The organism is Pseudescherichia sp., assembly GCF_031979925.1.
In the GTDB taxonomy this organism is placed as follows: domain Bacteria; phylum Pseudomonadota; class Gammaproteobacteria; order Enterobacterales; family Enterobacteriaceae; genus Pseudescherichia.
The window spans coordinates 524,637-549,823 of sequence record NZ_DALZFB010000002.1 but is presented as its reverse complement, the minus strand read 5'-3'; the positions used below and the strand labels follow the sequence as shown (position 1 = coordinate 549,823).

27 protein-coding genes and 1 other annotated feature are annotated in these 25,187 nt (G+C 53.3%); of the genes, 13 read left to right on the top strand and 14 right to left on the bottom strand.

Annotation, left to right across the window (positions count from 1 at the left end; genetic code table 11):
- Window positions 1-13: 13 nt before the first annotated feature.
- The 7 genes from pheS to fumD form a co-directional block, all read right to left on the bottom strand.
- Window positions 14-997 (bottom strand): phenylalanine--tRNA ligase subunit alpha, encoded by a 984-nt coding sequence (gene pheS, locus RTM13_RS06110; RefSeq protein ID WP_312210959.1) that lies wholly within the window; start codon window positions 995-997, stop codon window positions 14-16.
- Between the two features lie 63 nt (window positions 998-1,060).
- Window positions 1,061-1,184 (bottom strand) — a sequence feature (Phe leader region).
- Window positions 1,135-1,179, bottom strand: a complete 45-nt coding sequence (gene pheM, locus RTM13_RS06105) for a pheST operon leader peptide PheM (RefSeq protein ID WP_001386830.1) — start codon at window positions 1,177-1,179, stop codon at window positions 1,135-1,137. Its footprint overlaps the feature before it by 45 nt.
- Window positions 1,185-1,243: 59 nt before the next feature.
- Window positions 1,244-1,600: a 50S ribosomal protein L20 gene (gene rplT, locus RTM13_RS06100; RefSeq protein ID WP_007374646.1), complete on the bottom strand. Its 357-nt coding sequence runs from the start codon at window positions 1,598-1,600 to the stop codon at window positions 1,244-1,246.
- Between the two features lie 47 nt (window positions 1,601-1,647).
- Window positions 1,648-1,845: a 50S ribosomal protein L35 gene (rpmI, locus tag RTM13_RS06095; RefSeq protein ID WP_001124225.1), complete on the bottom strand. Its 198-nt coding sequence runs from the start codon at window positions 1,843-1,845 to the stop codon at window positions 1,648-1,650.
- 93 nt (window positions 1,846-1,938) lie between these two features.
- Entirely contained in the window at window positions 1,939-2,481 is a 543-nt protein-coding gene (gene infC / locus RTM13_RS06090) for a translation initiation factor IF-3 (protein ID WP_039058207.1), read from the bottom strand.
- Between the two features lie 3 nt (window positions 2,482-2,484).
- On the bottom strand, window positions 2,485-4,413 hold the full coding sequence (thrS, locus tag RTM13_RS06085; protein WP_312210957.1) for a threonine--tRNA ligase: 1,929 nt from the start codon (window positions 4,411-4,413) through the stop codon (window positions 2,485-2,487).
- Window positions 4,414-5,065: 652 nt separating this feature from the next.
- A complete protein-coding gene (gene fumD, locus RTM13_RS06080) occupies window positions 5,066-5,287 on the bottom strand; it encodes a fumarate hydratase FumD (protein ID WP_312210955.1) in 222 nt (73 codons plus the stop codon).
- A gap of 205 nt (window positions 5,288-5,492) precedes the next feature.
- On the opposite strand from fumD, the gene RTM13_RS06075 reads away from it, so the two are divergent.
- Window positions 5,493-6,944 carry a flagellin gene (locus RTM13_RS06075; protein WP_312210953.1) on the top strand — a complete coding sequence of 484 codons (1,452 nt, stop codon included), beginning with the start codon at window positions 5,493-5,495 and terminating at the stop codon, window positions 6,942-6,944.
- A 129-nt stretch (window positions 6,945-7,073) separates the two neighbouring features.
- Here the strand turns inward: RTM13_RS06075 and RTM13_RS06070 are convergent, their stop codons facing one another.
- Window positions 7,074-7,307 (bottom strand): hypothetical protein, encoded by a 234-nt coding sequence (locus RTM13_RS06070; protein WP_312210951.1) that lies wholly within the window; start codon window positions 7,305-7,307, stop codon window positions 7,074-7,076.
- Window positions 7,308-7,567: 260 nt separating this feature from the next.
- Complete coding sequence (locus RTM13_RS06065) at window positions 7,568-8,326, bottom strand: YdiY family protein (protein ID WP_312210949.1); 759 nt, start codon at window positions 8,324-8,326, stop codon at window positions 7,568-7,570.
- A 291-nt stretch (window positions 8,327-8,617) separates the two neighbouring features.
- On the opposite strand from RTM13_RS06065, the gene pfkB reads away from it, so the two are divergent.
- The 3 genes from pfkB to RTM13_RS06050 all read left to right on the top strand — a co-directional run bounded on the left by pfkB (window position 8,618) and on the right by RTM13_RS06050 (window position 10,853).
- Complete coding sequence (pfkB, locus tag RTM13_RS06060) at window positions 8,618-9,550, top strand: 6-phosphofructokinase II (protein ID WP_312210947.1); 933 nt, start codon at window positions 8,618-8,620, stop codon at window positions 9,548-9,550.
- A 45-nt stretch (window positions 9,551-9,595) separates the two neighbouring features.
- Entirely contained in the window at window positions 9,596-9,889 is a 294-nt protein-coding gene (gene ghoS, locus RTM13_RS06055) for a type V toxin-antitoxin system endoribonuclease antitoxin GhoS (protein ID WP_312210946.1), read from the top strand.
- 103 nt (window positions 9,890-9,992) lie between these two features.
- Window positions 9,993-10,853, top strand: a complete 861-nt coding sequence (locus tag RTM13_RS06050) for a fructosamine kinase family protein (RefSeq protein WP_312210945.1) — start codon at window positions 9,993-9,995, stop codon at window positions 10,851-10,853.
- 26 nt (window positions 10,854-10,879) lie between these two features.
- Here the strand turns inward: RTM13_RS06050 and RTM13_RS06045 are convergent, their stop codons facing one another.
- Window positions 10,880-11,416, bottom strand: coding sequence for a YniB family protein (locus RTM13_RS06045; protein ID WP_312210944.1), 537 nt, complete (start codon window positions 11,414-11,416; stop codon window positions 10,880-10,882).
- Window positions 11,417-11,564: 148 nt separating this feature from the next.
- On the opposite strand from RTM13_RS06045, the gene hxpB reads away from it, so the two are divergent.
- The 3 genes from hxpB to RTM13_RS06030 all read left to right on the top strand — a co-directional run bounded on the left by hxpB (window position 11,565) and on the right by RTM13_RS06030 (window position 14,474).
- A complete protein-coding gene (hxpB, locus tag RTM13_RS06040; protein ID WP_312210942.1) occupies window positions 11,565-12,233 on the top strand; it encodes a hexitol phosphatase HxpB in 669 nt (222 codons plus the stop codon).
- A 124-nt stretch (window positions 12,234-12,357) separates the two neighbouring features.
- Window positions 12,358-12,948: a metal-dependent hydrolase gene (locus RTM13_RS06035; RefSeq protein ID WP_312211026.1), complete on the top strand. Its 591-nt coding sequence runs from the start codon at window positions 12,358-12,360 to the stop codon at window positions 12,946-12,948.
- A gap of 134 nt (window positions 12,949-13,082) precedes the next feature.
- Entirely contained in the window at window positions 13,083-14,474 is a 1,392-nt protein-coding gene (locus tag RTM13_RS06030) for an L-cystine transporter (protein ID WP_312210940.1), read from the top strand.
- A gap of 51 nt (window positions 14,475-14,525) precedes the next feature.
- Here RTM13_RS06030 and cedA read toward each other — a convergent pair whose 3' ends face one another.
- Window positions 14,526-14,768 (bottom strand): cell division activator CedA, encoded by a 243-nt coding sequence (cedA, locus tag RTM13_RS06025; protein ID WP_312210938.1) that lies wholly within the window; start codon window positions 14,766-14,768, stop codon window positions 14,526-14,528.
- 149 nt (window positions 14,769-14,917) lie between these two features.
- Here cedA and katE point away from each other — a divergent pair, with 149 nt between their 5' ends.
- Window positions 14,918-17,176: a catalase HPII gene (gene katE / locus RTM13_RS06020; RefSeq protein WP_312210936.1), complete on the top strand. Its 2,259-nt coding sequence runs from the start codon at window positions 14,918-14,920 to the stop codon at window positions 17,174-17,176.
- A 65-nt stretch (window positions 17,177-17,241) separates the two neighbouring features.
- Here katE and osmE read toward each other — a convergent pair whose 3' ends face one another.
- Complete coding sequence (gene osmE / locus RTM13_RS06015; protein WP_312210934.1) at window positions 17,242-17,583, bottom strand: osmotically-inducible lipoprotein OsmE; 342 nt, start codon at window positions 17,581-17,583, stop codon at window positions 17,242-17,244.
- A 252-nt stretch (window positions 17,584-17,835) separates the two neighbouring features.
- Between osmE and nadE the strand changes: the two genes are divergently transcribed.
- Together nadE and cho are read left to right on the top strand one after the other, a co-directional pair.
- The gene (nadE, locus tag RTM13_RS06010; RefSeq protein ID WP_312210932.1) at window positions 17,836-18,663 is read left to right on the top strand and encodes an ammonia-dependent NAD(+) synthetase; all 828 of its coding nucleotides are present in this window, start codon (window positions 17,836-17,838) and stop codon (window positions 18,661-18,663) included.
- An 85-nt stretch (window positions 18,664-18,748) separates the two neighbouring features.
- Window positions 18,749-19,624, top strand: coding sequence for an excinuclease Cho (gene cho, locus RTM13_RS06005; protein ID WP_312210930.1), 876 nt, complete (start codon window positions 18,749-18,751; stop codon window positions 19,622-19,624).
- Between the two features lie 51 nt (window positions 19,625-19,675).
- Here cho and ves read toward each other — a convergent pair whose 3' ends face one another.
- Window positions 19,676-20,233: an environmental stress-induced protein Ves gene (gene ves / locus RTM13_RS06000; protein ID WP_312211024.1), complete on the bottom strand. Its 558-nt coding sequence runs from the start codon at window positions 20,231-20,233 to the stop codon at window positions 19,676-19,678.
- A gap of 291 nt (window positions 20,234-20,524) precedes the next feature.
- Between ves and RTM13_RS05995 the strand changes: the two genes are divergently transcribed.
- From RTM13_RS05995 to RTM13_RS05985, 3 genes are all read left to right on the top strand, one after another.
- Window positions 20,525-20,824, top strand: coding sequence for a hypothetical protein (locus tag RTM13_RS05995; protein WP_312210929.1), 300 nt, complete (start codon window positions 20,525-20,527; stop codon window positions 20,822-20,824).
- Window positions 20,825-21,078: 254 nt separating this feature from the next.
- Entirely contained in the window at window positions 21,079-21,405 is a 327-nt protein-coding gene (locus RTM13_RS05990; RefSeq protein WP_312210927.1) for a putative T6SS immunity periplasmic lipoprotein, read from the top strand.
- A 15-nt stretch (window positions 21,406-21,420) separates the two neighbouring features.
- A complete protein-coding gene (locus RTM13_RS05985; RefSeq protein ID WP_312210926.1) occupies window positions 21,421-21,900 on the top strand; it encodes an Hcp family type VI secretion system effector in 480 nt (159 codons plus the stop codon).
- A 134-nt stretch (window positions 21,901-22,034) separates the two neighbouring features.
- Here the strand turns inward: RTM13_RS05985 and RTM13_RS05980 are convergent, their stop codons facing one another.
- The gene (locus RTM13_RS05980; RefSeq protein ID WP_312211022.1) at window positions 22,035-24,383 is read right to left on the bottom strand and encodes a hypothetical protein; all 2,349 of its coding nucleotides are present in this window, start codon (window positions 24,381-24,383) and stop codon (window positions 22,035-22,037) included.
- Between the last annotated feature and the right edge of the window lie 804 nt (window positions 24,384-25,187).

The following is a 25,187-nucleotide window of genomic DNA, read 5'->3' as shown; positions in this document are numbered from 1 at the left end:
TTTTTTCCTGCCTTTATTTAAACTGTTTGAGGAAACGCAAATCGTTTTCGAAGAATGCGCGTAAGTCGGTCACGCCATAGCGCAGCATAGTCAGGCGCTCCATCCCCATGCCGAACGCGAAGCCAGAGTACACCTCTGGATCGATGCCCACGTTGCGCAGTACGTTCGGGTGCACCATACCGCAGCCCAGCACTTCGAGCCATTTACCGTTTTTACCCATTACGTCCACTTCAGCGGAAGGCTCGGTAAATGGGAAGTAGGAAGGACGGAAACGTACCTGCAGATCTTCCTCAAAGAAGTTGTTCAGGAAGTCGTGCAGGGTTCCTTTCAGGTTGGTAAAGCTGATGTTTTTATCGACGATCAGCCCTTCCATCTGGTGAAACATTGGAGTGTGGGTCTGATCGTAGTCGTTACGATAGACGCGGCCCGGGGCAATAATGCGGATCGGCGGCTGCTGGTTCTCCATGGTGCGGATCTGCACCCCGGAAGTTTGGGTACGCAGCAGGCGGGTAGCATCGAACCAGAAGGTATCGTGGTCGGCGCGTGCCGGGTGGTGACCTGGAATGTTCAGAGCATCAAAGTTGTGGTAGTCGTCTTCGATTTCCGGACCGGTTGCCACGGTAAAACCCAGCTCGCCGAAGAAGTTCTCAATGCGGTCGATGGTGCGGGTAACCGGATGCAGACCGCCGTTCTCAATGCGACGGCCCGGCAGAGAGATATCGATGGTCTCCGCCGCCAGACGTGCGTTCAGCGCGGCGCTCTCCAGCATCTCTTTGCGGGCGTTCAGCGCTTGCTGCACCTGCTCTTTGGCTTCGTTAATCACCGCACCGGCGGCTGGACGCTCTTCAGGCGGCAGCTCACGCAGGGTTGTCATCTGAAGGGTCAGTTGCCCTTTTTTGCCCAGATATTCAACGCGTACATTATCTAATGCCGCAATATCTGTAGCCTCGTTAATGGCTGCCGTGGCGCTGGCAACCAGCTCTGCGAGATGTGACATGGTTTTCCTCATTATGTCGGTGCTGACACCGTTATGGTGATCTCATATTTTTTACATACAGGCATAAAAAAAGCCTCCCTGGGGAGGCTTTCTGGCGCTGTTTTTCGTTTCTTCTTTCACGCGCAAGCCTCCTGGAATCAGGTGCTAAAGTAAAAAAAGAAGCGGAAAATAGCAGCATTCATGCTTGCGTTACCTTGTGTGGTAAGGAATAAAAAGAGGGAGCCAGGCTCCCTCTCTCTAACTGGCTTAGGCCAGAGCTGCTTTCGCTTTTTCGACCAGGGCAGAGAATGCCACTTTGTCGAATACAGCGATGTCAGCCAGGATCTTACGGTCGATTTCAACAGAGGCTTTTTTCAGGCCGTTGATGAATTTGCTGTAAGAAATACCGTTCTGACGTGCTGCTGCGTTGATACGCGCAATCCACAGTTGACGGAACTGACGCTTTTTCTGACGACGGTCACGATAAGCGTACTGACCAGCTTTGATAACAGCCTGGAAGGCAACGCGGTATACGCGTGAACGCGCACCGTAGTAGCCTTTAGCTTGTTTCAAAATTTTCTTGTGACGTGCACGTGCAATTACACCACGTTTTACGCGAGCCATGATGCTCTCCTGTATCTATTCTTAAAAAAGGTTAAAAGGTAAACGACTTATGCGTACGGCAGGCACGCGATGACCAGGCCCAGATCGCCTTTAGAAACCATGGCTTTCGGACGCAGGTGACGTTTACGCTTGGTAGCTTTTTTGGTCAGAATATGACGCAGGTTAGCGTGCTTGTGCTTAAAACCACCTTTACCGGTTTTTTTGAAGCGCTTAGCAGCACCGCGTACGGTCTTAATCTTTGGCATTTTAATAACTTCCACTTCGCATTGTTAATAAACGAAACAAAGGCGAACCAGACCTGTGAGCTTGTGGCCCACAGGTATGATTACTTGATGGCCTTACTGTTTCTTCTTAGGAGCAAGCACCATAATCATCTGGCGGCCTTCGATCTTCGTTGGGAAGGATTCGACTACTGCCAGTTCATTCAGATCTTCTTTCACGCGGTTAAGCACTTCCATACCGATCTGTTGGTGGGCCATCTCACGACCGCGGAAACGCAGCGTGATCTTGGCCTTATCGCCCTCTTCGAGAAAGCGAATCAGGCTGCGGAGTTTTACCTGATAGTCGCCTTCATCTGTACCAGGTCGGAACTTAATTTCCTTAACCTGGATAACTTTTTGCTTCTTCTTCTGTTCCTTAGAAGATTTGCTCTTTTCATAGAGGAACTTGCCGTAATCCATTATACGGCAAACGGGCGGCTCGGCGTTAGGGCTAATTTCAACTAAATCGACCCCGGCTTCTTCAGCTTTTTCCAGAGCCTCTCTCAGACTCACAATGCCAAGCTGCTCGCCTTCCAGACCAGTTAAGCGAACTTCCGTGGCGCGAATCTCGCCATTAATACGATTGGGACGCGCCGTTTGAACTCGTTTTCCGCCTTTAATACCTTATTCCTCCAGTTGTTGAAGACTGCGGCTGCGAATCTCTTGTTGCAGCTTCTCGATAACATCATTTACGTCCAGGCTACCCAGGTCTTTACCGCGACGGGTACGCACGGCTACTTTGCCGGCCTCAACCTCTTTGTCACCACAAACCAGCATATAAGGGACACGACGTAAAGTGTGCTCGCGGATTTTAAAGCCAATCTTCTCGTTTCTCAAGTCCGCTTTTACACGAATGCCCGCATTTTGTAGTTTACGCGTCAATTCGTTAACGTAATCGGCCTGAGAATCGGTAATGTTCATGACTACAACCTGCACTGGCGCAAGCCAGGTCGGGAAGAAGCCCGCAAACTCTTCGGTCAGGATGCCGATAAAGCGCTCCAGTGACCCAAGAATGGCGCGGTGGATCATTACTGGTACCTGACGCTCGTTGTTTTCACCTACATAGGAGGCGCTCAAACGAGACGGCAGGGAGAAGTCCAGCTGTACCGTACCGCACTGCCATGCACGATCGAGGCAGTCATACAGGGTAAATTCAATTTTCGGACCGTAGAACGCGCCTTCACCCACCTGATACTCAAACGGGATGTTGTTCTCTTCCAGCGCGACTGCTAAATCCGCCTCAGCACGATCCCATGTCTCGTCGCTGCCGATACGCTTTTCCGGACGAGTAGAGAGTTTGACCACGATCTTTTCGAAGCCAAAGGTGCTGTACATATCGTAGACCATACGAATACAGGCGTTCACTTCATCACGCACCTGATCTTCCGTACAGAAGATATGTGCGTCATCCTGAGTGAACCCGCGCACGCGCATCAGGCCATGCAACGCACCTGATGGCTCGTTACGGTGGCAGCTACCAAACTCCGCCATACGTAATGGCAGGTCGCGGTAGGATTTTAGTCCCTGATTGAAAATTTGCACGTGGCCAGGGCAGTTCATGGGCTTGATGCAGTACTCACGGTTCTCGGAAGAGGTGGTGAACATCGCATCTTTGTAGTTGTCCCAGTGGCCGGTTTTTTCCCACAGCACACGGTCCATCATGAACGGGCCTTTTACTTCCTGATACTGGTACGCTTTCAGCTTGGAGCGTACAAAGGTCTCCAGCTCACGGAAGATAGTCCAGCCGTCATTATGCCAGAAAACCATGCCCGGTGCCTCTTCCTGCATATGATACAGGTCGAGCTGCTTACCAATTTTGCGGTGGTCGCGTTTCGCGGCCTCTTCCAGACGCTGCAGATAAGCGTTCAACGCTTTTTTATCTGCCCACGCCGTACCGTAGATACGCTGCAACATTTTATTGTTGCTGTCGCCACGCCAGTAGGCCCCTGCAATTTTCATCAGCTTGAAGTGATGGCAGAAGCGCATATTTGGCACGTGCGGACCGCGGCACATGTCGATGTACTCTTCATGATGATACAGGCCTGGCCTGTCGTCATGCGCGATGTTCTCATCAAGAATGGTCACTTTATAGCTTTCGCCGCGCGCAACGAAGGTTTCACGCGCTTCGTGCCAGCTGACCTTTTTCTTAATAACGTTGTAGTTAGTTTCGGCGAGCTCGTGCATACGCTTTTCGAGCGCGTCGATATCTTCCTGAGTCAGCGTGTGGTCAAGATCGATATCGTAATAGAAGCCGTTATCAACAACCGGACCGATAGCCATTTTGGCATTAGGCCACAGCTGTTTGATGGCATGACCTAACAGGTGCGCACAGGAGTGGCGGATAATTTCCAGACCATCCTCATCTTTGGCGGTAATAATCGCCAGCTGCGCATCGTTTTCGATAAGATCGCTGGCATCAACCAGCTCGCCGTCAACGCGACCGGCGATGCAGGCTTTCGCCAGGCCAGGACCGATATCAAGGGCAACATCCATAGGGCTAACAGGGCGATCGAACTGGCGTTGGCTGCCGTCAGGAAGGGTAATTACAGGCATGTGAGATCCTCTATTTGCAGTGGTGACCCCCACGAAAGGTCACATACAAAACTATTTTTCAAATTATTATCAACGGCTTAAATCAGGTTTTCGTCTTCACTCTGACGAATTTGTACAGAAATTACGCTGCACCCTGCTCTGCTGTTGATAAGCTCACCCCCGATACTACACGTCTAATCAGTGAGTTAAAAGGCTAGCGTTGCAATCTGGTAAGGTATGGGGGGCTGCATTAACTATTTCAAGGGATATAATCAGGTTAATTGTAATAAATGTGTAAAATTAAAAAATGAAATGCCTTATCAATAAAAGTAATAACGTCTATTAAGCGTATAAATCGGCGCGTAGTCGACATCTTGACAAAAAAAGCGCTATTTACTCGACGATATATCCCTCAAGGGCAAATAGACGTGTTAGGGTAGTGTTTCCACTCAACGGACCGGAGGGGTTATTATTAACCTCAAATTTCAGTGTCCCGTCTGCAATGGCCTTAGGTTTCAGTTTTCAACTTATCACGCTGAGAAAAAGCTTCCTCATGGTGCAGTATGTGCAACCTGCGGGGAACGCCTTACCGCATCGATGTGCATTCCCATCACTAAGCAGATCAATAAAGTGACAAATTAAATAAAGGCTTCGTAAGAGGCCTTTTCGCTGTTCAGGCTTTGCCTTCAGGAACGAGAGCGTTAATGACTGTCTCCATAGCCTGACGCGAGAGTTCACTGCGCTTAATTCGCTGGTTAGCCAGCGATGTACGCAGCACGCCGGCAATCACAATATGCTTTGGCTCCTGGCCTAAATCACGCATCTCCAGCACCACTTTACCCACAACGCGGCACATCTCATCATACAGCTCGCTCTCTTTTGCCTGGTTTCCCATAGTGCCCTCTTTCCGCTTGTCTCTGAATTTAAAGGCATAGCACATAGAAAAACCCTGTTAACGTCAAGCGATCCGGCGCACTCTATCGATAATTACGCGATTGAGCGCCCGGTGCTGCCGTTTTTGTAAGCAATATTTTTTAAAGTTAAGCTAAATTTTGCCGATGTTATAGCCTACATTGGGCAAACAGCATCGCGACACACACATGCAATCGATAAATCATAACGCTATTGCAGGCCTGAGTCTCAAAGCCCGGTCGGGAACCTCATCGATCCTTCAGCAATCGATCGAAAGGCTCGCCTCCGGACTGCGGATTAATGGTGCCAAGGATGATGCCGCAGGTCTTGCTATTGCCAATCGGATGGGCGCAAACATAAACGCTGATACTGTGGTTTCCCGCGGGCTTGATGATGCCATCAGCCTTGCGCAAACCGCAGAGAGCAGTCTCGGTTCAATAAGCTCGATGCTTATTCGGGCCAAAGGTCTTGCTATCCAGTCGGTGAACGACTCGCTCTCGGAGAGCGATCGCGCCAGCATCCAAAACGAATTCGCCAGCATTCTCGCCGGGATCGACAGCATCTCTGAAGGTACAGAGATCTTTGGTCTTTATCCACTGGCTACCGACAGTCCCGAGTTGCAGCCTGCTCTGCTCGGCAACGTCGCTCCAGTAAGTACCAAATTCCCGGTGGCCAGCAAGGACTACTCTTTCAGTTCAGGCATCGTTCCGCTGGCCTATATTCCGGCCGGTTCGACCAATATCGCTATTACCATCAACTCCCTTGGCGCGGATGATGATATTCAGATCTTTACTCGTGATGGTAAACATCTGGCGGGCACCCCCATTAACGACAGCGATCCGGATTTCACATGGGTCAGTAAAGGGATTACCGACTCCGCTAGCGCCGACACAAACCTTCTCACCGAAGCTAATGGTTTCAAGAGCGATGCCGCTTATGATGATTCCATGCTTATTTCGGGCGGTGCAGCCTGGGATATCAACGGCAGTGAATCTGTGAGCTACAAAGGTATGAACATTGCCTATAGTGGAGATGGTGATCGCTATGAGGACAGCACCAACGGCGGGTTTAACGACGGTAGCAATGGTTCAAATCTGCTAGAGCGGGTAACGATTGATAACGTTAAAGAGGATCTGCTCGTCGTTGTAGTCGGCAATGGTGCATTTACTGCAAACATGACCTGGGGAAATCTGGAGGCACCGACCGCCCAGCCTGCGGTACCGCCGAAGAAGAGTATCCCCTATCAGGTGGTCACCAGCGCCAACTTTGGCGATCAAATCGAGACCGCCACGCTGGATACCACCCCCGCGGATACCAAGACGCTGGGTATCAATGATGCACGACTGGATACCGTGCAGTCGGCTCGCTCGGCAATGGGTTCGCTCGACAGGGCACTGGCAAAGGTAGATGGTTACCGCTCGCAGTATGGCGCGGCTATTAATCGCTTTGAGTCCAGCAAATCGGTACTGGCGCAGCAGAAGATTGCAACGCAGTCAGCGCAAAGCCGGATCCAGGACGCTGATTATGCTCTGGAAACCAGTAAAATGCTCAAAGCGCAAATTTTGCAGGAGAGTCAAAACGCGGTATTGAAAATAGCGAATCAGGCACCTGAGAACCTGCTTTCTTTATTACGTAGCTAAATACAATAATGAGAAAACTTTACGCAGAATGACAGATATAAAAAAACCGGGACAGCATGCTCCGGTTTTTTACTTAATCAGGCTGACGCCCGGATGTAAAAAAGCAATTATTGCTAAAGGCTAAATCCATTAATACCATTCACCGGCAACCAGAGTATGCACGTCGAAAGCATCATCCGTAGAGCGTCCGGTATTCTGCGAGCCGGGCTGAATATTCGAGCCAGCTTCAATATCCGCGGCGTTAAACGTAGCGCTTGGGTAGGTGGTTTGACTGGCAGTGTTATAGCTTGGCTGAGCCGCGAATGCGCCAAATGAGAGTGCGGAAAGCACCGTGGCGGCGGCGAGTGTTTTCATTGTTTTCATAATGTTTCTTCTCTATTTGAATTAGTACATTATTGCGGAGGCTTTTTTTTGCCTGTGCGTAAAGTGTAGATCCAGATCACATTTTTGCCTAGTCAGTTTATTTATCAAAAAGTGTCAAATAAATTGAACGTGTTGCAGCAGAGGGAATTGTGGAGAGAAAAAGGAGAAACTCTTTTCCAGAGGAAATAAAACGATGTTGCAGGGTTTAATAGCACGGAAAGATAATTCGAAGCGGGCCGGAATAACCGGCCCAAAATCAATTACATTTTATAGCCGAGCGAAATGACGGTACGACGATCGGTATGCTCCGGGGCGGATGCCGGCGGCTCAGAGTTCCACGTTACGTTGTAAGCCAGCTTCAGACCAAAGTGCTCGTTAATGGCTACGTTCAGCGCGGTCTCAGAGTTAACCGTGGTATCGTCTGCACCAAATACCGACACGCCCTGAGTAAACTTAGCGTTATCGGTAAACTGCCAGGCATAGGCGCCGGAGGCATAGCCCAGCGGCTGTGTTTCACTATCGCCGTCGGTGTACTCGTCATAACGGACACCCGGACCGAATTCAAAACGCAGGCTGTGCACCGGACCATTCAGGAACTGACGACCATAACCTGCGGTCACAATATCACGCTGACGGTAGCCGTTGTAGCGGTCGGTAAGCCAGCTTGCCTGACCAAACACGTAGTCAGCGTCGGTCACGTTATAACGTGCTCGGCCGCCTACTGCATACTTTTCCGAAGAACGCTCATCGTTAGAAGAGGTATTGCTGGCGTTTCCCCAGAGCGACCATGCGGTAGTATTACCGTACCAGGTCAGCGTTGAGTCAGCGGTCAGGGAGGTACTTTTGGTATTACCTGACTGGTTCAGGTAGCCTGCATTCACATTACCTTCGAAGGGTTTCTGTGCTGAGGAGGGATCGTCCATGACAGTAAAAACGGTATCATCTGCGGCAGCATTCATCGACGCAAGCACGCCTCCCGCCAGGATAACAACAGCGGGTACTGTCTTCAAAAGCTTCATTTATAAAGAGTCCGTACAGCAAAAAAAAGAGGACCTACGGTCCTGGAAACTTCCTTCAGGATCAATGTTTAGCAATCTGAAGAAAGGTAACAAATTATAAAAAGGCTCAAATAACATAGCAATGTATTCTTCTTTCGTTTTTTGAATAAGAGCGCTCTCAAACCCCCAATAAACGTATAATGCCCTCTCCTGACGCTTATCGTTATTTATTTGAAAAATCATGCTGTTATTTACTTTCCCTTCTGGTGATTCAGTGCCAGGCTTAGGACAACCAAGCGAAAGGAGATGAAAATGACAGCAGTCTATACTCTGACCCTGGCCCCGTCGCTGGACAGCGCGACGCTGACTCCGCAAATCTATCCCGAAGGTAAATTACGCTGCACCGCGCCGGTCTTTGAGCCTGGCGGCGGCGGGATTAATGTGGCCCGTGCCATCGTGCATCTTGGCGGACGCGCTACGGCAATCTTCCCTGCGGGTGGGGCGACAGGTGAACATCTTACCGCCCTGCTGGCTGATGAAAAGGTCACGACGATCCAGGTCGCCACGCATGACTGGACGCGGCAGAACCTGCACGTGCACGTTGAGACCAGCGGCGAGCAGTACCGCTTTGTGATGCCCGGCGCGGCGCTAAGCGAGGACGAGTTCCGCCAGCTTGAAGAGCAGGTGCTCACTATTGAAAGCGGTTCACTGCTGGTGATCAGCGGTAGCCTGCCGCCGGGCGTCCGAGTGGAAAAAATGGGCCAGCTTATTAAGGCTGCGCAGAATAATGGCATCCGCTGCATCGTTGACAGTTCCGGTGACGCGCTGGCCGCTGCCCTGGAAATTGGCGGTATCGAGCTGGTGAAGCCTAACCAAAAAGAGCTGGCCGCGCTGGTCAACCGGGATCTGACTCAGCCGGATGATGTCCGTCGCGCCGCCCAGGAGCTGGTTGATAGCGGCAAGGCTAAACGCGTTGTGGTCTCCCTCGGGCCACAGGGCGCGCTGGGGGTAGATGAGCAGCAGTGCGTGCAGGTCGTTCCCCCTCCGGTTAAAAGCCAGAGTACGGTGGGCGCAGGTGACAGCATGGTGGGCGCAATGACGCTGAAGCTGGCGGAAAACGCCTCGCTGGAAGATATGGTGCGCTTTGGCGTCGCCGCTGGCAGCGCCGCGACCATCAACCACGGGACACGCCTTTGCGGTCAGGAAGACACACTAAAAATATATGATTATCTGTGCCAAAAATGATAATCGACTATGCTGAAAAATGTTGCGATAACAATGAGGTGAGCTATGGCCAGTGGGGATATCACTCGTTATGTAATAACGGTAAAGTTTCACGAGCATAGTTTGACTGAAATTAACGAGCTTAATAACACCTTTACGCTCGCCGGTTATCTCCTCACCCTGAGCGATGACGACGGTAAGGTGCATGAACTGGGAACCAATACCTTTGGTCTGGTCAGCCCACTGAGTGAAGAGGATATTAAAGAGCAGGCGCTGGCGCTGGCAGAGAGCGCCATCGATCGGCGACCCGATATTGACGTTACGACCTGGGAGAACTGGCTGAAGACGCAGCAGCAATAAGTGCCTTTGTACACACCCATGGTACAGGGTGTGCGCAGAATCGTCTTTTATGCTGCGTTAGCGCGCTAACCTTTAATCTGGCAGATTGCAGGGGAGAGAGAGCATGTGGCAAGCGGTGAGTCGTCTGTTAAGCGAGCAGCTCGGTGAGGGTGAAATTGAGCTGCGTAATGAGTTGCCGGGTGGAGAGATCCACGCAGCATGGCATATACGCTTCGGTGGTCGCGATCTGTTTATGAAATGTGATGAACGCGAGCTGCTGCCCATCTTTACCGCCGAGGCGGATCAGCTTGAACTGCTGGCCCGCAGCCGCACGGTCAGCGTTCCGGAGGCGATCGCCGTAGGCAGCGATCGTGACTACAGTTTTCTGATCATGGAGTATCTCCCTCCCCGCCCGCTGGACGCCCATAACGCATTTCTGCTTGGCCAGCAGCTGGCGCGCCTGCACCAGTGGAGCGAGCAGCCGCAGTTTGGCCTCGACTTCGATAACGATCTCTCAACCACGCCCCAGCCAAACGCCTGGCAGCGGCGCTGGGCAACCTTTTTTGCCGAACAGCGTATCGGCTGGCAGCTTGAGCTGGCGGCGGAAAAAGGCCTCGCGTTTGGTAACATCGATGCCATCGTCGAGCACATTCAGCAGCGCCTCGCCTCCCACCAGCCACAGCCTTCCTTACTGCATGGCGATCTCTGGTCAAACAACTGCGCGCTTGGCCCCCATGGTCCCTACATCTTTGACCCGGCCTGCTATTGGGGAGACAGAGAGTGCGATCTGGCGATGCTGCCGCTCCACCCGGAGCAGCCGCCGCAGATCTATGATGGCTACCAGGCGGTGATGCCTCTGCCAAACGGCTTTCTGGAGCGCCAGCCGATCTATCAGCTCTATACGCTGTTTAACCGGGCAATCCTCTTCGGTGGACAACATCTGGTGACGGCCCAGCAGGCGCTGGACAGGATCCTGGCCGCTTAATTAGCGCGGCCAGGCTGGCGTTCCGGCTACATAAACCCGAGCAGGGTAAAGAAGAAGTAGCCAGCAATGATGACAATGACCGGCAGCACATAGAGGGGAAAAATTTGCAGGAAGATGGTGTGACGCGGTACGACAATGCGCGACTCGATCTGCTCGCGGGTTAATCCATCTGTCCCCTTTGCCTTCTCAAGAATGAGCTGGTCCTCTACCCCTTCCCTCAGGAAGCGGGTTTGGCGGCTCATGCGCGCCCCGGAGGCCTGTAATGCCAGCCCAACAAAGATCAGCGCGTAGATAATCCAGAAACCGATGTTCAGCTGCTGATGAAAATCCGGCGTCGGCGAGTTGTACCAGAAGAAGTTGAGAAACGGCGTATTAAAACGCATCATCTCAATCATGACATGGGCAAAATCCAGCATCACGGCGTTGATACCTGGCTGCTTCTCGCTGTGCTCGTACATAAATTTGAGTACGGAAATCAGGGTGGAGACCACCGCCGGGATAAAAATTACCCATCCCAGAACGCGCTTCAGCACGGCAATGCGTCCAGCTTGTTGATACGTCATCTATTCCCCTTGTTTAAGACGTTCCATTTGCTGGTTAAGTCTACCCTTAGAACACCGTTTTCGCCCATTTTTAAAAGCGTTATCCTGAAGCAATAGCCATAATGAACGTTCATCTGTCTATTAATTCCACTCATAAGGAGAGGTTGTTATGTCAACCCCGCGTCAGATCCTCGCCGCTATTTTTGATATGGATGGCCTGCTTATCGACTCTGAGCCGCTCTGGGACCAGGCCGAGCTGGAGGTGATATCCAGCCTCGGCGTCGATGTCACCCGCCGACATGAGATGCCCGATACCCTGGGCCTGCGCATCGATATGGTGGTCGAGCTCTGGTACGCCATGCAGCCCTGGAGCGGACCGAGTAAACAGGAGGTCACTGAGCGAATCATTCAGCGGACCATCTCGTTAGTAGAAGAGAAGCGGCCCCTGCTGCCGGGCGTGCGTGAGGCGCTGGCGCTCTGTAAAGCTGAAGGACTTAAAGTAGGACTGGCATCAGCCTCACCGCTCTCTATGCTGGAGAAGGTGCTCGCGCTTTTCGAACTAAGCGACTACTTCGATGCCCTCGCCTCGGCACAGACGCTCCCCTACAGTAAACCCCATCCGCAGGTCTACCTTGACTGCGCGGCGAAGCTTGGCGTCGATCCTCTGACCTGCGTTGCCCTGGAGGATTCGGTCAACGGCATGATTGCCGCCAAAGCCGCCCGCATGCGCGCCATCGTGGTACCCGCTGAAGAGAACCGCCAGGACGCGCGCTATGCACTGGCCAACGTTAAGCTCGAGTCGCTGGCACGGCTGACCGGGCAAGATTTGCGCGGATAGCGCGCATTTTGCACCGTTGAGGGAAATAAAAGTAAAACGGTGACAAAGTGTTACACCGTCACCTCTTCCGCCTACTGTACAAAAACCCTATACTGTATACTTCGACAGTTGAGTGAGTATGATCATGACGGCGGAAGGACACCTGCTTTTTTCCATTGCCTGCGCGGTGTTTGCCAAGAACGCCGAGTTAACCCCTGTGCTCGCGCAGGGGGACTGGTGGCATGTGGTTCCCTCAGCCATTGTGACCTGCCTGCTCCCGGATATCGATCACCCAAAATCGTTTCTCGGTCAGCGCCTGAAGTGGATCTCCAAACCCATTGCCCGCGCCTTTGGTCACCGGGGGTTCACCCATAGCCTGCTGGCGGTGTTTATCGCCGTAACGCTCTTCTATCTCAAAGTGCCTGATAGCTGGTTTATCCCTGCCGATGTTTTGCAGGGCATGGTGCTGGGCTACCTGAGCCATATCCTGGCCGATATGCTGACCCCTGCCGGCGTACCGCTGTTGTGGCCCTGCCGCTGGCGTTTCCGCCTGCCTATTCTCAGGCCGCAGCGCGGCAACCAGCTTGAGCGGGTGCTCTGTATGGTGCTCTTTACCTGGGCGGTCTGGATGCCCCAGGGTGTGTCCGATAACAGCGCCGTGCGCTGGTCTTCGCAGGTTATTAATACGGTTCAGGGTGAGTTCAATCGCTTTATTAACCAGCAATCAGGTCATTAACCAGGCAGATTTACGCATTTACTTATAACCCATTCCATTTGGATATAAGAGCTGAATCACACTTCTGCTAACCTTGGCGGCAACAGGGCGGCGTGCAACGCGTTGTCTTATAAAAACCGTTCAGGAGATCTGAAATGAATTTCCCTTTAATTGCGAACATCGTGGTGTTCGTGGCATTGCTGTTTCTGCTGGCGCAGACGCGCCATAAGCAGTGGAGCCTGGCAAAGAAAGTGCTGGTCGGTCTGGCGATTGGCGTGGTGTTTGGCCTGGCGCTGCAAGCGATCTATGGCGCAGACAGCCAGGTACTGAAAGATTCCATCCAGTGGTTTAACGTTGTCGGTAACGGCTACGTCCAGCTGCTGCAGATGATCGTCATGCCGTTGGTGTTTGCCTCTATTTTGAGCGCGGTAGCCCGTCTGCATAACGCCTCCCAACTGGGCAAAATCAGCGTCTTAACCATCGGCACGCTGCTGTTCACCACGCTGATCTCGGCGCTGGTCGGGGTGCTGGTGACAAACCTGTTTGGCCTCACCGCTGAAGGGCTGGTACAGGGTACGGCAGAGACCGCACGCCTGAACGCTATTCAGAGTAACTACGCGGGCAAGGTCGCCGATCTGAGCGTACCGCAGCTGCTGCTCTCCTTCGTACCGAAAAACCCGTTTGCCGATCTGACCGGGGCGAATCCGACCTCTATTATCAGCGTCGTCATCTTCGCAGCCTTCCTTGGCGTAGCCGCGCTGAAGCTGTTGAAGGACGATGCGCCGAAGGGCCAGCGCGTGCTGACCGCTATCGATACCCTGCAAAGCTGGGTGATGAAGCTGGTACGCCTGGTGATGCAGCTAACGCCGTACGGCGTGCTGGCGCTGATGACCAAGGTCGTGGCAGGCTCCAACCTGCAGGACATCATCAAGCTCGGCAGCTTTGTTGTCGCCTCCTACCTGGGTCTGGGGATCATGTTTGTGGTTCACGGTATTCTGCTGGCGGTGAACGGCGTTAGCCCGCTGAAATTCTTCCGTAAAGTGTGGCCGGTACTGACCTTTGCCTTCACCAGCCGCTCCAGCGCCGCCTCTATTCCGCTAAACGTAGAAGCGCAGACCCGTCGTCTGGGCGTGCCGGAGTCTATCGCCAGCTTCTCGGCCTCCTTCGGTGCTACCATCGGCCAGAACGGCTGTGCAGGCCTCTACCCGGCAATGCTGGCGGTAATGGTCGCCCCAACGGTAGGGATTAACCCGCTGGATCCGCTGTGGATCGCGACCCTGGTAGGCATGGTCACCATCAGCTCTGCTGGCGTAGCGGGTGTGGGCGGTGGGGCAACCTTCGCGGCGCTGATCGTTCTGCCCGCGATGGGTCTGCCGGTCACCCTGGTGGCGCTGCTGATCTCCGTAGAGCCGCTGATCGATATGGGTCGTACCGCGCTGAACGTCAACGGCTCAATGACCGCCGGGACGCTCACCAGCCAGTGGCTGAAGCAGACCGATAAAGAGGTGTTGAATAGCGAAGAGAGTGCTGAGCTGGCGCATCGCTAAAATCCATGTTCCCGGCGGCAGAAGCTGCCGGGCATTTCGTTTGGGGCAACGCTACGCCTCGTCAATCTCCCCTTCCTGACGCATCTGCTCCGCCCAACGCTGGGCTGCCTCCGGCATGCTAAACGCTGGCGAACGGCGAAAATGTTCCCCCATCAGCACAAACGCCACGTACTTGCCGCGCAGTAGCCAGACGTCACGAAACCCTTCCACCTTGTTGGCGTGATCGGGTGGCGCAGGCTCCACGCGGGGTACATAGCTGATAACAGGGCGGTTATTTTGACGAAAAGGTTTCATAGGCGAGAGTTCACTAAAACAGATTGCAAATACAGGCAGCCACTATGATAGCCGATTTCGCGGTAAAAACACGGGGTTGCTCTATAGTTATAAGGGTTTTGACGTTACATCGGCCACCATTTCAGCAATGAAAACAGGAGACGAGCACAATGTCGCATAATGACAAGAACCCACACGGCCATCAATCCCCGGTACACGATCCCAGCGAATCCCAACCCGGCCTTGACTCACTGGCCCCCGAAGATAACTCCCACCGCGCCGATCCCCGCCCCACCCCTCCAGGGGAGCAGCCAACCGCCCCCGGCAGCCTAAAAGCGCCCGACACCCATAGCGAGAAGTTGACCGCACTGGAGACTTTCCGCAAAGGCAGCGAAGATTTCCCCCTGACCACCAACCAGGGGGTACGTATCGGCGACGATCAAAACTCCTTACGTGCGGGCAATCGCGGCCCGACGCTGCTGGAGGATTTTATCCTGCGGGAGAAGATCACCCACTTTGACCATGAGCGTATACCGGAGCGTATCGTTCATGCCCGCGGCTCTGCGGCCCACGGCTATTTTCAGCCCTATAAGAGCCTGAAGGATATTACTAAGGCGGATTTCCTCAGCGATCCGGAGAAGATCACCCCGGTATTTGTTCGCTTCTCTACCGTGCAGGGCGGCGCTGGTTCGGCGGATACCGTGCGCGATATTCGCGGCTTCGCCACCAAGTTCTATACCGAAGAGGGTATCTTTGATTTGGTCGGCAACAACACGCCAATATTTTTTATTCAGGACGCGCATAAGTTTCCCGATTTCGTTCACGCGGTGAAGCCGGAGCCGCACTGGGCCATCCCGCAGGGACAGAGTGCCCATGATACTTTTTGGGACTACGTATCGTTACAGCCGGAGACGCTGCACAACGTGATGTGGGCCATGTCAGACCGAGGTATCCCTCGCAGCTACCGCACCATGGAGGGCTTTGGCATTCACACCTTCCGCCTGGTTAACGCCGAAGGCAAAGGGACCTTTGTCCGCTTCCACTGGAAGCCGTTGGCAGGTAAAGCCTCGCTGGTGTGGGATGAGTCGCAGAAGCTCACCGGGCGCGACCCGGACTTCCATCGTCGCGATCTGTGGGAGGCCATTGAAGCAGGCGATTTCCCCGAATACGAGCTGGGGCTACAGCTGATCCCGGAAGAGGATGAGTTTAAGTTCGATTTTGACCTGCTCGACCCCACCAAGCTGATCCCCGAGGCACTGGTGCCGGTTCAGCGGGTGGGCAAAATGGTGTTGAACCGCAACCCGGATAACTTCTTTGCCGAAAACGAACAGGCAGCGTTCCACCCTGGCCATATCGTCCCCGGCATGGATTTTACTAACGATCCGCTGTTGCAGGGGCGTCTCTTCTCCTATACCGATACGCAGATTAGCCGCCTGGGCGGGCCAAACTTCCATGAAATCCCCATTAACCGCCCGACCTGCCCGTACCATAACTTCCAGCGCGACGGCATGCACCGGATGGATATCGACACTAACCCGGCGAACTACGAGCCGAACTCCATCAACGATAACTGGCCGCGGGAAACGCCTCCCGGTCCAAAACGTGGCGGATTCGAGTCGTATCAGCAGCGGATTGAAGGCAATAAGATCCGCGAGCGTAGCCCATCTTTTGGCGAATACTATGCTCATCCACGCCTCTTCTGGAAAAGCCAGACCCCGCACGAACAGCAGCACATTATTGACGCCTTTAGCTTCGAGTTGAGTAAGGTCGTGCGCGAGTATATTCGCGAGCGGGTAGTCGATCAGCTGGCCTGCATTGATACTATGCTGGCGCTATCGGTAGCGAAAAATCTGGGGATCTCCCTCACGGATGAGCAGCTTAACGTGACTCCGCCCAAAGAGGTTAATGGGGTTTCCAGCGATCCGACGCTTAGCCTCTATGCGCAGCCGGACGCCAGCGTCAAAGGCCGGGTGGTTGCCATTCTGCTTAACGATAAGGTCTTTGCCAGCGAGCTGCTGAACATCCTGCAGGGGCTGCGGGCCAAAGGCGTACACGCTAAGCTACTCTACTCAAGAATGGGGGAAGTGACAGCGGACGACGGTTCAAGCCTGTCAGTGGCGGGCACCTTTGCCGGATCGCCCTCGGTGACCGTCGATGCGGTGATCGTTCCCGGCGGAGATTTAACTAACCTGCTGAACAATGGTGACGCCGCCTACTACCTGCTGGAGGCCTACAAGCATCTGAAGGTGATTGCGCTGGCGGGCGATGCGCGGCAGTTTAAGCAGACGTTGAAGATTGATGCCCACAGTGAGGAGGGGATTGTTGAGGCCGATAACGCGTCCGGTTCCTTTGTCGATGATTTCCTGACGCAGCTGGCAGCACACCGCGTCTGGTCTCGGGGCAGCAAAATCAGCGCTATTCCAGCCTGACGGTTTGCAGGCCATAAAAAAACCGGCGTTTACGCCGGTTTTTTCTTGCTCAGGCTAAAGAAGAATTACTGCTTCGGTGCCTGCGGATCGGTGTCGTACTCCGCACAGGTCTGATAGCCAGAATTCATCACGTGGCCGGTATCGTCCAGGGCCACAAAGTAGGTCTCAGTTTTACCATCGCGCTGACCCAGGATATAGGTCTGGCAGGTACCGCGAGCGTGGATCATCGTCACTTCAGAGGACGGTTTGCCTGCAATCTGCATGACCTGCGCACGGCTCATGCCTTTTTTAACGTCTTTAACTACCGGCGTAGTAACCTGATCTTTGGTACGATCGTAAGCGGTACACCCTGCCAGCATCGCCATAACTGCTGCTGCACCCATAATTCCTGCGAGTTTCATATTCATAATCCTTCCTCTTGTTATCCGCTGTTGTATCAGCGCGTTATCTAAGCCTGGAATATAAAATAACTTTTTTCAACCCGTCGATTAGGATGGCATAACTTTCGGAAAATTCTAATAAAACTGCTATAAGCTGCTAAAACGCCGTAAATTACGGCACTCAGCGGTCATAGCCTTGTCGTTTCTGTGCCAACGAGTTAGCTTTATTAGAGTGCAATATTGCGACTGGCCCAGCTGGCCACTAACGGAGGATGTTTAATGACTCTGCAACAAGACATTATTGAAGCGCTTGGCGTGAAGCCAACGGTAAATGCGGAAGAAGAAGTTCGCCGCAGCGTAGATTTTCTCAAAGCCTACCTCAAGGCACACCCGTTTTTAAAAACGCTGGTGCTGGGCATCAGCGGCGGCCAGGATTCGACCCTCGCCGGCAAGCTTAGCCAACTGGCCATCAGCGAACTGCGCCAGGAGACGGGCAACGAGGCGCTGCAATTCATCGCCGTGCGCCTGCCCTATGGCGTGCAGTTTGATGAGCAGGATTGTCAGGATGCCATCGGTTTTATCAAGCCGGATCGCGTGCTGACCGTTAACATTAAATCTTCGGTGCTGGCCAGCGAGCAGGCCCTGCGTGAAGCGGGCATTGAGCTGAGCGATTTTGTTCGCGGCAATGAAAAAGCGCGTGAGCGTATGAAGGCTCAGTACAGCATTGCCGGGATGACTGGCGGCGTCGTGATCGGTACCGACCATGCCGCAGAGGCGGTCACCGGGTTTTACACCAAGTACGGCGATGGCGGTACGGATCTCAACCCGCTGTTCCGCCTGAACAAACGTCAGGGTAAACAGCTGCTGGCTCATCTGGGCTGCCCGGAGCATCTCTACAAAAAAGCGCCGACGGCGGACCTGGAAGACGATCGCCCCTCCCTGCCGGATGAAGCTGCGCTGGGCGTCACCTATGAAAACATTGATGATTATCTGGAAGGCAAAACGCTGGATGAAGGCACCGCCCGCATTATCGAGGGCTGGTATCTGAAAACCGAGCACAAGCGCCGTCCGCCGATCACGGTTTTTGACGATTTCTGGAAAAAATAAAATCCCCAGGCGGCGCAAGCCGCCTCTTTTTTCACCAGCAATAGCCTGCTACACTGGATAAGTAACCAGTATCAGGAGTTTATCTGTGGTGAGGCGTCAATCTGCCCCCCGTCTGGATTTTGAGGCGGCGGCTATCTATGAGTATCCCGAGCATTTACGACCGTGGCTTGAGGCCTTGCCTAAGCATCCCGGCGTCTACTTCTTCCATGGTGAAAGCGAAGCAATGCCGCTCTATATCGGTAAGAGCATCAATATTCGCAGCCGTGTGCTCTCCCATCTACGCACCGCCGATGAGGCCGCCATGCTGCGCCAGTCGCGGCGTATTACCTGGGTGCGTACCGCCGGTGAAATTGGTGCCCTGCTGCTGGAAGCCCAGCTGATTAAGGAGCAGCAGCCGCTGTTCAACAAACGGCTGCGGCGCAACCGCCAGCTCTGCTCTCTGCTGTTAGAAGGTGAAAAACCGCAGGTGGTTTATGCTCGCGAGGTCGACTTTTCGGCACAGCCGGGGCTGTACGGTCTGTTCGCCAACCGCCGGGCAGCGCTGCAAACGCTGCAAAGCATCGCCGATGAGCAGAAGCTCTGCTATGGCCTGCTGGGGCTGGAGTCGTTAACCCGGGGCCGGGGCTGTTTCCGCTCAGCGCTTAACCGCTGCGCGGGAGCGTGCTGCGGTAAGGAGAGCGTGGAGGCGCATAACCAGCGCCTGGTTGACGCGCTTGAACGTACGCGGCTGGTGTGCTGGCCATGGCGCGGCCCGGTCGCGCTGAAAGAGAGTAGCGGAGAGATGACGCAGTACCATATTATCCACAACTGGCTGTGGCTCGGCTCGGTGGATTCGCTTGACGAGGCGGCCAGTCTGCCGCGTCCGCAGGCAAGCTTCGATCAGGACGGCTATAAGATCCTCTGCAAGCCGCTGATTACCGGCCAGCACGACATCACCGAGCTTCCCTGGCCAGCGGAGTGACGTTTGCCCGCCTGCCGTAGTAGCATCAGCGGCAGGCGGGCAGTTAAAACGTTAGTGGCCCGGCAGCCAGGTAATTTCGCTAAACAGCAGCTGACCCTCGGACTTCAACAGCCGCAGCGTATGGTGTCCCTCCTGCCACCAGGCTCCCTGATCGGCAGTTAACAGCTTATCCCCCAGCTGCCATGCCCCGCTCAGGACAAAAACCACCCCACCCCGTGAGGCGTAGGTCGTAAAGGTGCGATCGGCAACGCGCACCTTCGCCTGACAGCGATCCCGCCGGGTCATGATATTAAAATCCATCGACATCTGACCATCGGAGAGCTGTGCCTTTACCAGCTGCTCGCCAGCAAAGGTAAAGGGCTGGAGATGTTTAAGCGTATGGTTAAACGCGCTGCCGCCGTCGAGCGTCACCTCCCCTCCCTCTATCAGGGTGATCACCCGATCTACGCCGGTGAACTGGGGGAAACCGCCGTTGCTGGCGATCGAGGCGATACTGGCGCGCCAGTCAAAATCACGGTTTGCCGCCGGGAAGCAGCAGATTTCACGGGTCTCGCCTGCGCCATTACGCCACAGGTTGACCGGCATTTTACGAATATCAAAGTATTCCATCATCACCCTCAATGACGCGCACGCGCGTCCGCGCAACGGTCATGGCCGCTACGCTTTTTTGTTATCGATTGCTGTTCGCAACGAGCATACCGTTTCGTTAACGGCTAACAAAGAGGGGAACAAAGAAAAAACCGCCGGACCTGCCCACAGCCCGATGGCTCAATGTAGGCAAGGCTTGATCTCGCCTATGAGCGCTTGTTTTTTTGGCATTATAAATAACATTGTTAATATTACTAACTTTAACCATTTAATTTGTGTGCCTATAGTGTATTTTTGCATGGAGCAAAGAAAATGCCAGTTAACTTGAAAATACACCCTATGTCAGGCACGCCGATAGATCCCGGAGGGGTGCGGCTGTTAACGATCGGTGAAATTCACCTTGCTGTTACGACTTACGGTTACAGCATCCGTTACAGTAACGTATGGGTACATCGAGAAAGCTATCTCCCTTTCAATATGCAGCCTGACGATGTTGCCATGAGTCCGAACGGTGAGATGTGGTTCAGGGAGGGCACCTACTCGCCTGAATTTTCTTTAGATAGCCTTGAAAAGAGACATCGATTTCTTCATGAGATGATGCACGTATGGTAAACACAGAAAGGCATGTTTGTCAGAACCAGAGGTCTTTTCTCCCGCTTCGCTGATTACAGCTACAGTTTAGATAAAGCAGATCTTTTTCATTACGGTCTTGAGCAGCAAGCCTCGATAGTCAGCGATTACTGGCTATTACTTAAATATGGTTTTGATGGAAACAGTAACTTGTATAAATACCGTGATTACGATCCAGGCGAATCTATATACTCGTTGATCGCTAAATACAAGAATGTGCTAAAGGGGTTTCCGGGATGAAAATTTTAGCAATTATTGCTGTCTGTTTTGCTCTAACAGGGTGTCCAGGCGGCCCAAGAGCACCAGCGGCACGTTACGTCTTTTATTTTAATAGCACACTTTGCTTTAGCGTGGATAAAAAAGACATCCTGGAGTATTACCGGATTGAAGTTAATAAAGGCGGCAGCTTTGAAGTGGTTGCTAATTCTGGAGAATATAAACTCAGTGTATCCTACCCACATAGCTGCATTCAATACAAGATTAACCCTGGCTACAGGTACGTCATCTCTTATGGCCTGAATGGCAAGGATTACGAAGATGATATTTTTATTGATAATAATTAACAGAGGGATTTACCTATGTCACTACCTGCTTATCTCTTTTTATACGATGAGAATGGCGTGCAAATTATAGGAGAGTGTACCGCACCGGGTCGAGAGGGTGCCATCGAGGTGATGAATAGCAGCTATAGTATAAATCAGGGCGTTGACAGTCATACAGGCAGCATGACCGGAACGAGACAGCATGGCCTTTTCAAAATTCATAAACAGCTTGATAAAACCAGCCCCTGGTTTGCGGTGGCTATTTGTGAAAGTAGAGGACTGCAAAAAGCAGTAATAAAATACTATGAGATTAAAGAAGCAGGTATAGAAGCCGAAATTTATAGAGTCACCTTAGACAGCGTGGTGATTATGTCCGTAGACTTCACTCACGTCTATTATCCTGGGAGTTCAGCTCCTAATATGCATGAGGTGATTGGACTCAGGTCCCGCGCCATAGAGTGGAACTACATTGCCGGGAACATTAAATATGATGACGCCTGGAACAAATCGCGGTAATAAAAAAACAGAGATAGATTTCAGATCGCTACTTCAGTGCCTTTACTAAGAGTCCACAAAAAAACCGCCGGGCCTGCCCACAGCCCGACGGGGGGATGTGAGCAAGACCGACGGTCTTAGACGCAATGAGGTTTTTACAATGTATTCATTACAGCCTGCTTAAAGGTGCTGCCGCCGTTTCGTGCGGTGTAGTGCACCTGGATAATGACATCGCTCATGTTCTGTAAGATGGTCTGCTGCTCATCGCTCGTGGCGTTAGGGAAATCTATCTGCCAGCTTGAGATAGCCCCGGTACCCTCAAACGGCAAGTAGCGTTCGTCGCCAAAGTTCAGTACAAACATCCCGCTGTCGTTCAACCCGGACGAGACGGCGATCTCCTCGCTGGCACGCAGGTTAGTAATAACATTGCTGGCGCTTCCTGTGGTGCTGTCGTTGAGGTAGTTCACGCCATCGATATCCGCCTTGAGTAAAATACTGCTGCCAGACTGGACCAGGGTCATTTTCACATCCTGATACGGGCCTACCAGGGTCGGTAGAGAGATGGTAACAAATTTAATTTGTCGCAGGTAATGACCCGGATAGTCGTTATCAAACAGCGCTTCGCTGAGCGAGAACTGGGTAGTCCCATTGGCTTTCAAATCGTCAAAGGCGCTGCTATCCAGTTTTTTGAGCGAGACCGTTTTGGTCAGCTCCAGGCGGCGCGAGTTACGCGTCAGCCAGGCGGACTCCATCTGCTGCAGGTTGAGCGCCAGCGTCTCGCCCACCAGCAGGCCATGATAGCTGTCGTTCCACGCCCCTGTCTGGATAAAGGTCGAGGTCATATCCCCCATCTCATACTGCCAGCTCGCCTGGGCGCTCAGGCAGAGCGAGAGCACCGCGTCGTAGGCCTGGTAGTAAAGCGCAGAGAGCTGCCCGGTCAGCCAGTTGTAGAGCGACGACTGGGTGAAGCGGGTGGTCAGGAAGTTCAGGGTCGACTTCAGGTTATCCTGCTGCGCCTGGGCCAGCTGCAGGGCCATCACCGCCCCCTGACGGCGTACCGCCAGGGCATCGAGCTGGGCGTTGATGGTGTCGACCTCCGACTGCGCCTGCTGGTAGATGATCTGCCACTCCTCGCTGCGGCGGCGGTAGCTCTCGGAGATCTCCGTCTGCTGGGCGGCAAGACCGGTGATCTCCCCCGTCAGCTGCAGCACCATCCCGGCGGCAAGCGTCGGGGCACCGATCTCCTCACCCCCGTCTGAAAAGCCGAAGATGTTAGGGATGGTTTTCATCGCCATTCCGGCGGTGATCAGCGGTGAGGCGGCAGTCATCGAGGCGGCGGCGCTGTCGCGCAGCACCATCGCGCTGGTCTCCCCGGCGGAGACGCCGGTGTTGTAGAGGCCGAAGTAGTGGTCGTAGCGCTGCTGGGCCATGCTGCGGCTGGCCTCCAGCGCGGTTTTATCCTGATCCAGAGAATCAATAGCGTTCTGTCCCAGGCTCAGGCTGTAGGCCGAGAGATCCAGTGCCAGCTGGGTGTCCAGCTCCTGCAGCCCGGCGGTGTCCTTACGCTCGTAGTAGCTGAGCAGCGTCTGACCAAACTGACTCAGGGTGGAGACGGCAAAGCGTGCGCTCTGCAGCATGGTGCTGAACCGGTACGGCGGAATGGTCGCCATCATGCCAGACGAGGCGCTGATGAGCGAACCGCCCTGCACGCTCTGCTCCATCAGCACCGTCGGGTTAACCGGCGGGGCATAGAGCGGCACGGTCATCGGCAGGCCGTCAATGGTCAGCTGGTGACGCAGATTGTAGAGCCGGGAGTCGAGGGTGTTCCAGTAGCCCAGCAGCTGACTGTTGACCGGGGCCATAAAGCTGTCGCTGGTGGTCACGTCTGCCGCCACGCTGGATTGTCCGACGAAGGCCGGCAGCGCCAGGGCCTGCTGCTCATAGCTCAGCAGGGCCACGTTACTCTCTGCGCTCTCTGCCAGCTCGGCCAGCGTCTCCGGTGCCCAGTGGTTAACGATTAAGGTGTCCGGGCGGATACCGAGCAGGTCTTTTACCTGACCGTACTGCAGGCGGGCAAGGCTCAGACCGTCGTTAGTCAGCAGGCGGTAGCTGGCATCGGCGGCGGCCATCAGGGTACTGACGTAGGCCATAAACACCGCCTTCTGGTAGTGAACCGGCCAGGCCGAGGCTATCGCATCCGGGTCGGTGGTTAACCAGCTGGCAGTAGCCTGCGCAGCGGATGAGGCGCTCTCCACCAGCGGGCGCACGCTCCAGTAGTCCGGTTCCGGGTACTGCTCATTTAAATCCGTGCCAACTACATCGCTGTTATCACGCCCACGTGCAGACGGGTCAAAAATGTAGTGATACCAGCTTAATGCGTCACTGTACTCCTCCTCCTGACTCAGACGCCATGCCACCAGGTACGGCATATAGAAGAACAGCTCCCAGAAGTAGATGCCGTTCGCACCGCTGAAGTCCATCGGCACAGCGGTGTCGTTAGTCATACCCGGTTCCAGGGTCAGCTGGGTGTCCCAGTTGAGCAGCGCTTGGATGCTGGCGCTGGCTTTATTGATTAATTCTTTGGCAAACAGCGTGTTGAGGCGGATCGGGTTTATTATTGTTCCGTCGTCAAAATTTCCACTAAACTTCAGGAACTCAACGGTCCCTAATTCATCATCAGTTTTGGTTGAGATGTAAGGCGTAACGGCAATTCCGTTAGGTTTGTAAAGAGTTACCTTATATTCCTGATGAACTGATGCCCCGCCGCTTTCCTGATAACCAAAGGATATATAACGTACAATAGTTTCCTGATTCAATTCATCGTCTGTAAAATCAGAAATAACACTTTGGATTGAGGAATCTTGAGCTTTGAATTCATCCTGATTTATATTGGTTACTCGCGTACCTGTTCCCCACACATTTGCTGAGCTAGCCTCATATAGATTAAAAACCCATGGTGAATGATAAATTTTAAAAGTATTTTTATCAGCAACAAGCTCATCACTAGCTAGGTAGTAATACTGACTATCGTAGCCCATATCCTGTAATACACGGATACGTATGGACTTACCCTCCCCGGAAATACCTGAAAACGAGAACTTAAACCCTGACAAATTCAATTCATCATCAACAACCTCTGTAGGGGTAAACTCCTGACTATTGTAATAATTACCGTCTTGCCCTGCAATTTCCAAAACATTATATGGGTATCTATAATCATAGTGATCAATATCTTTAAAAACCAAATCAGTTATATTAACAGCGCCACCCAAAGTGTAAGTGCATGATATTTTAGCATTAGTAGCATA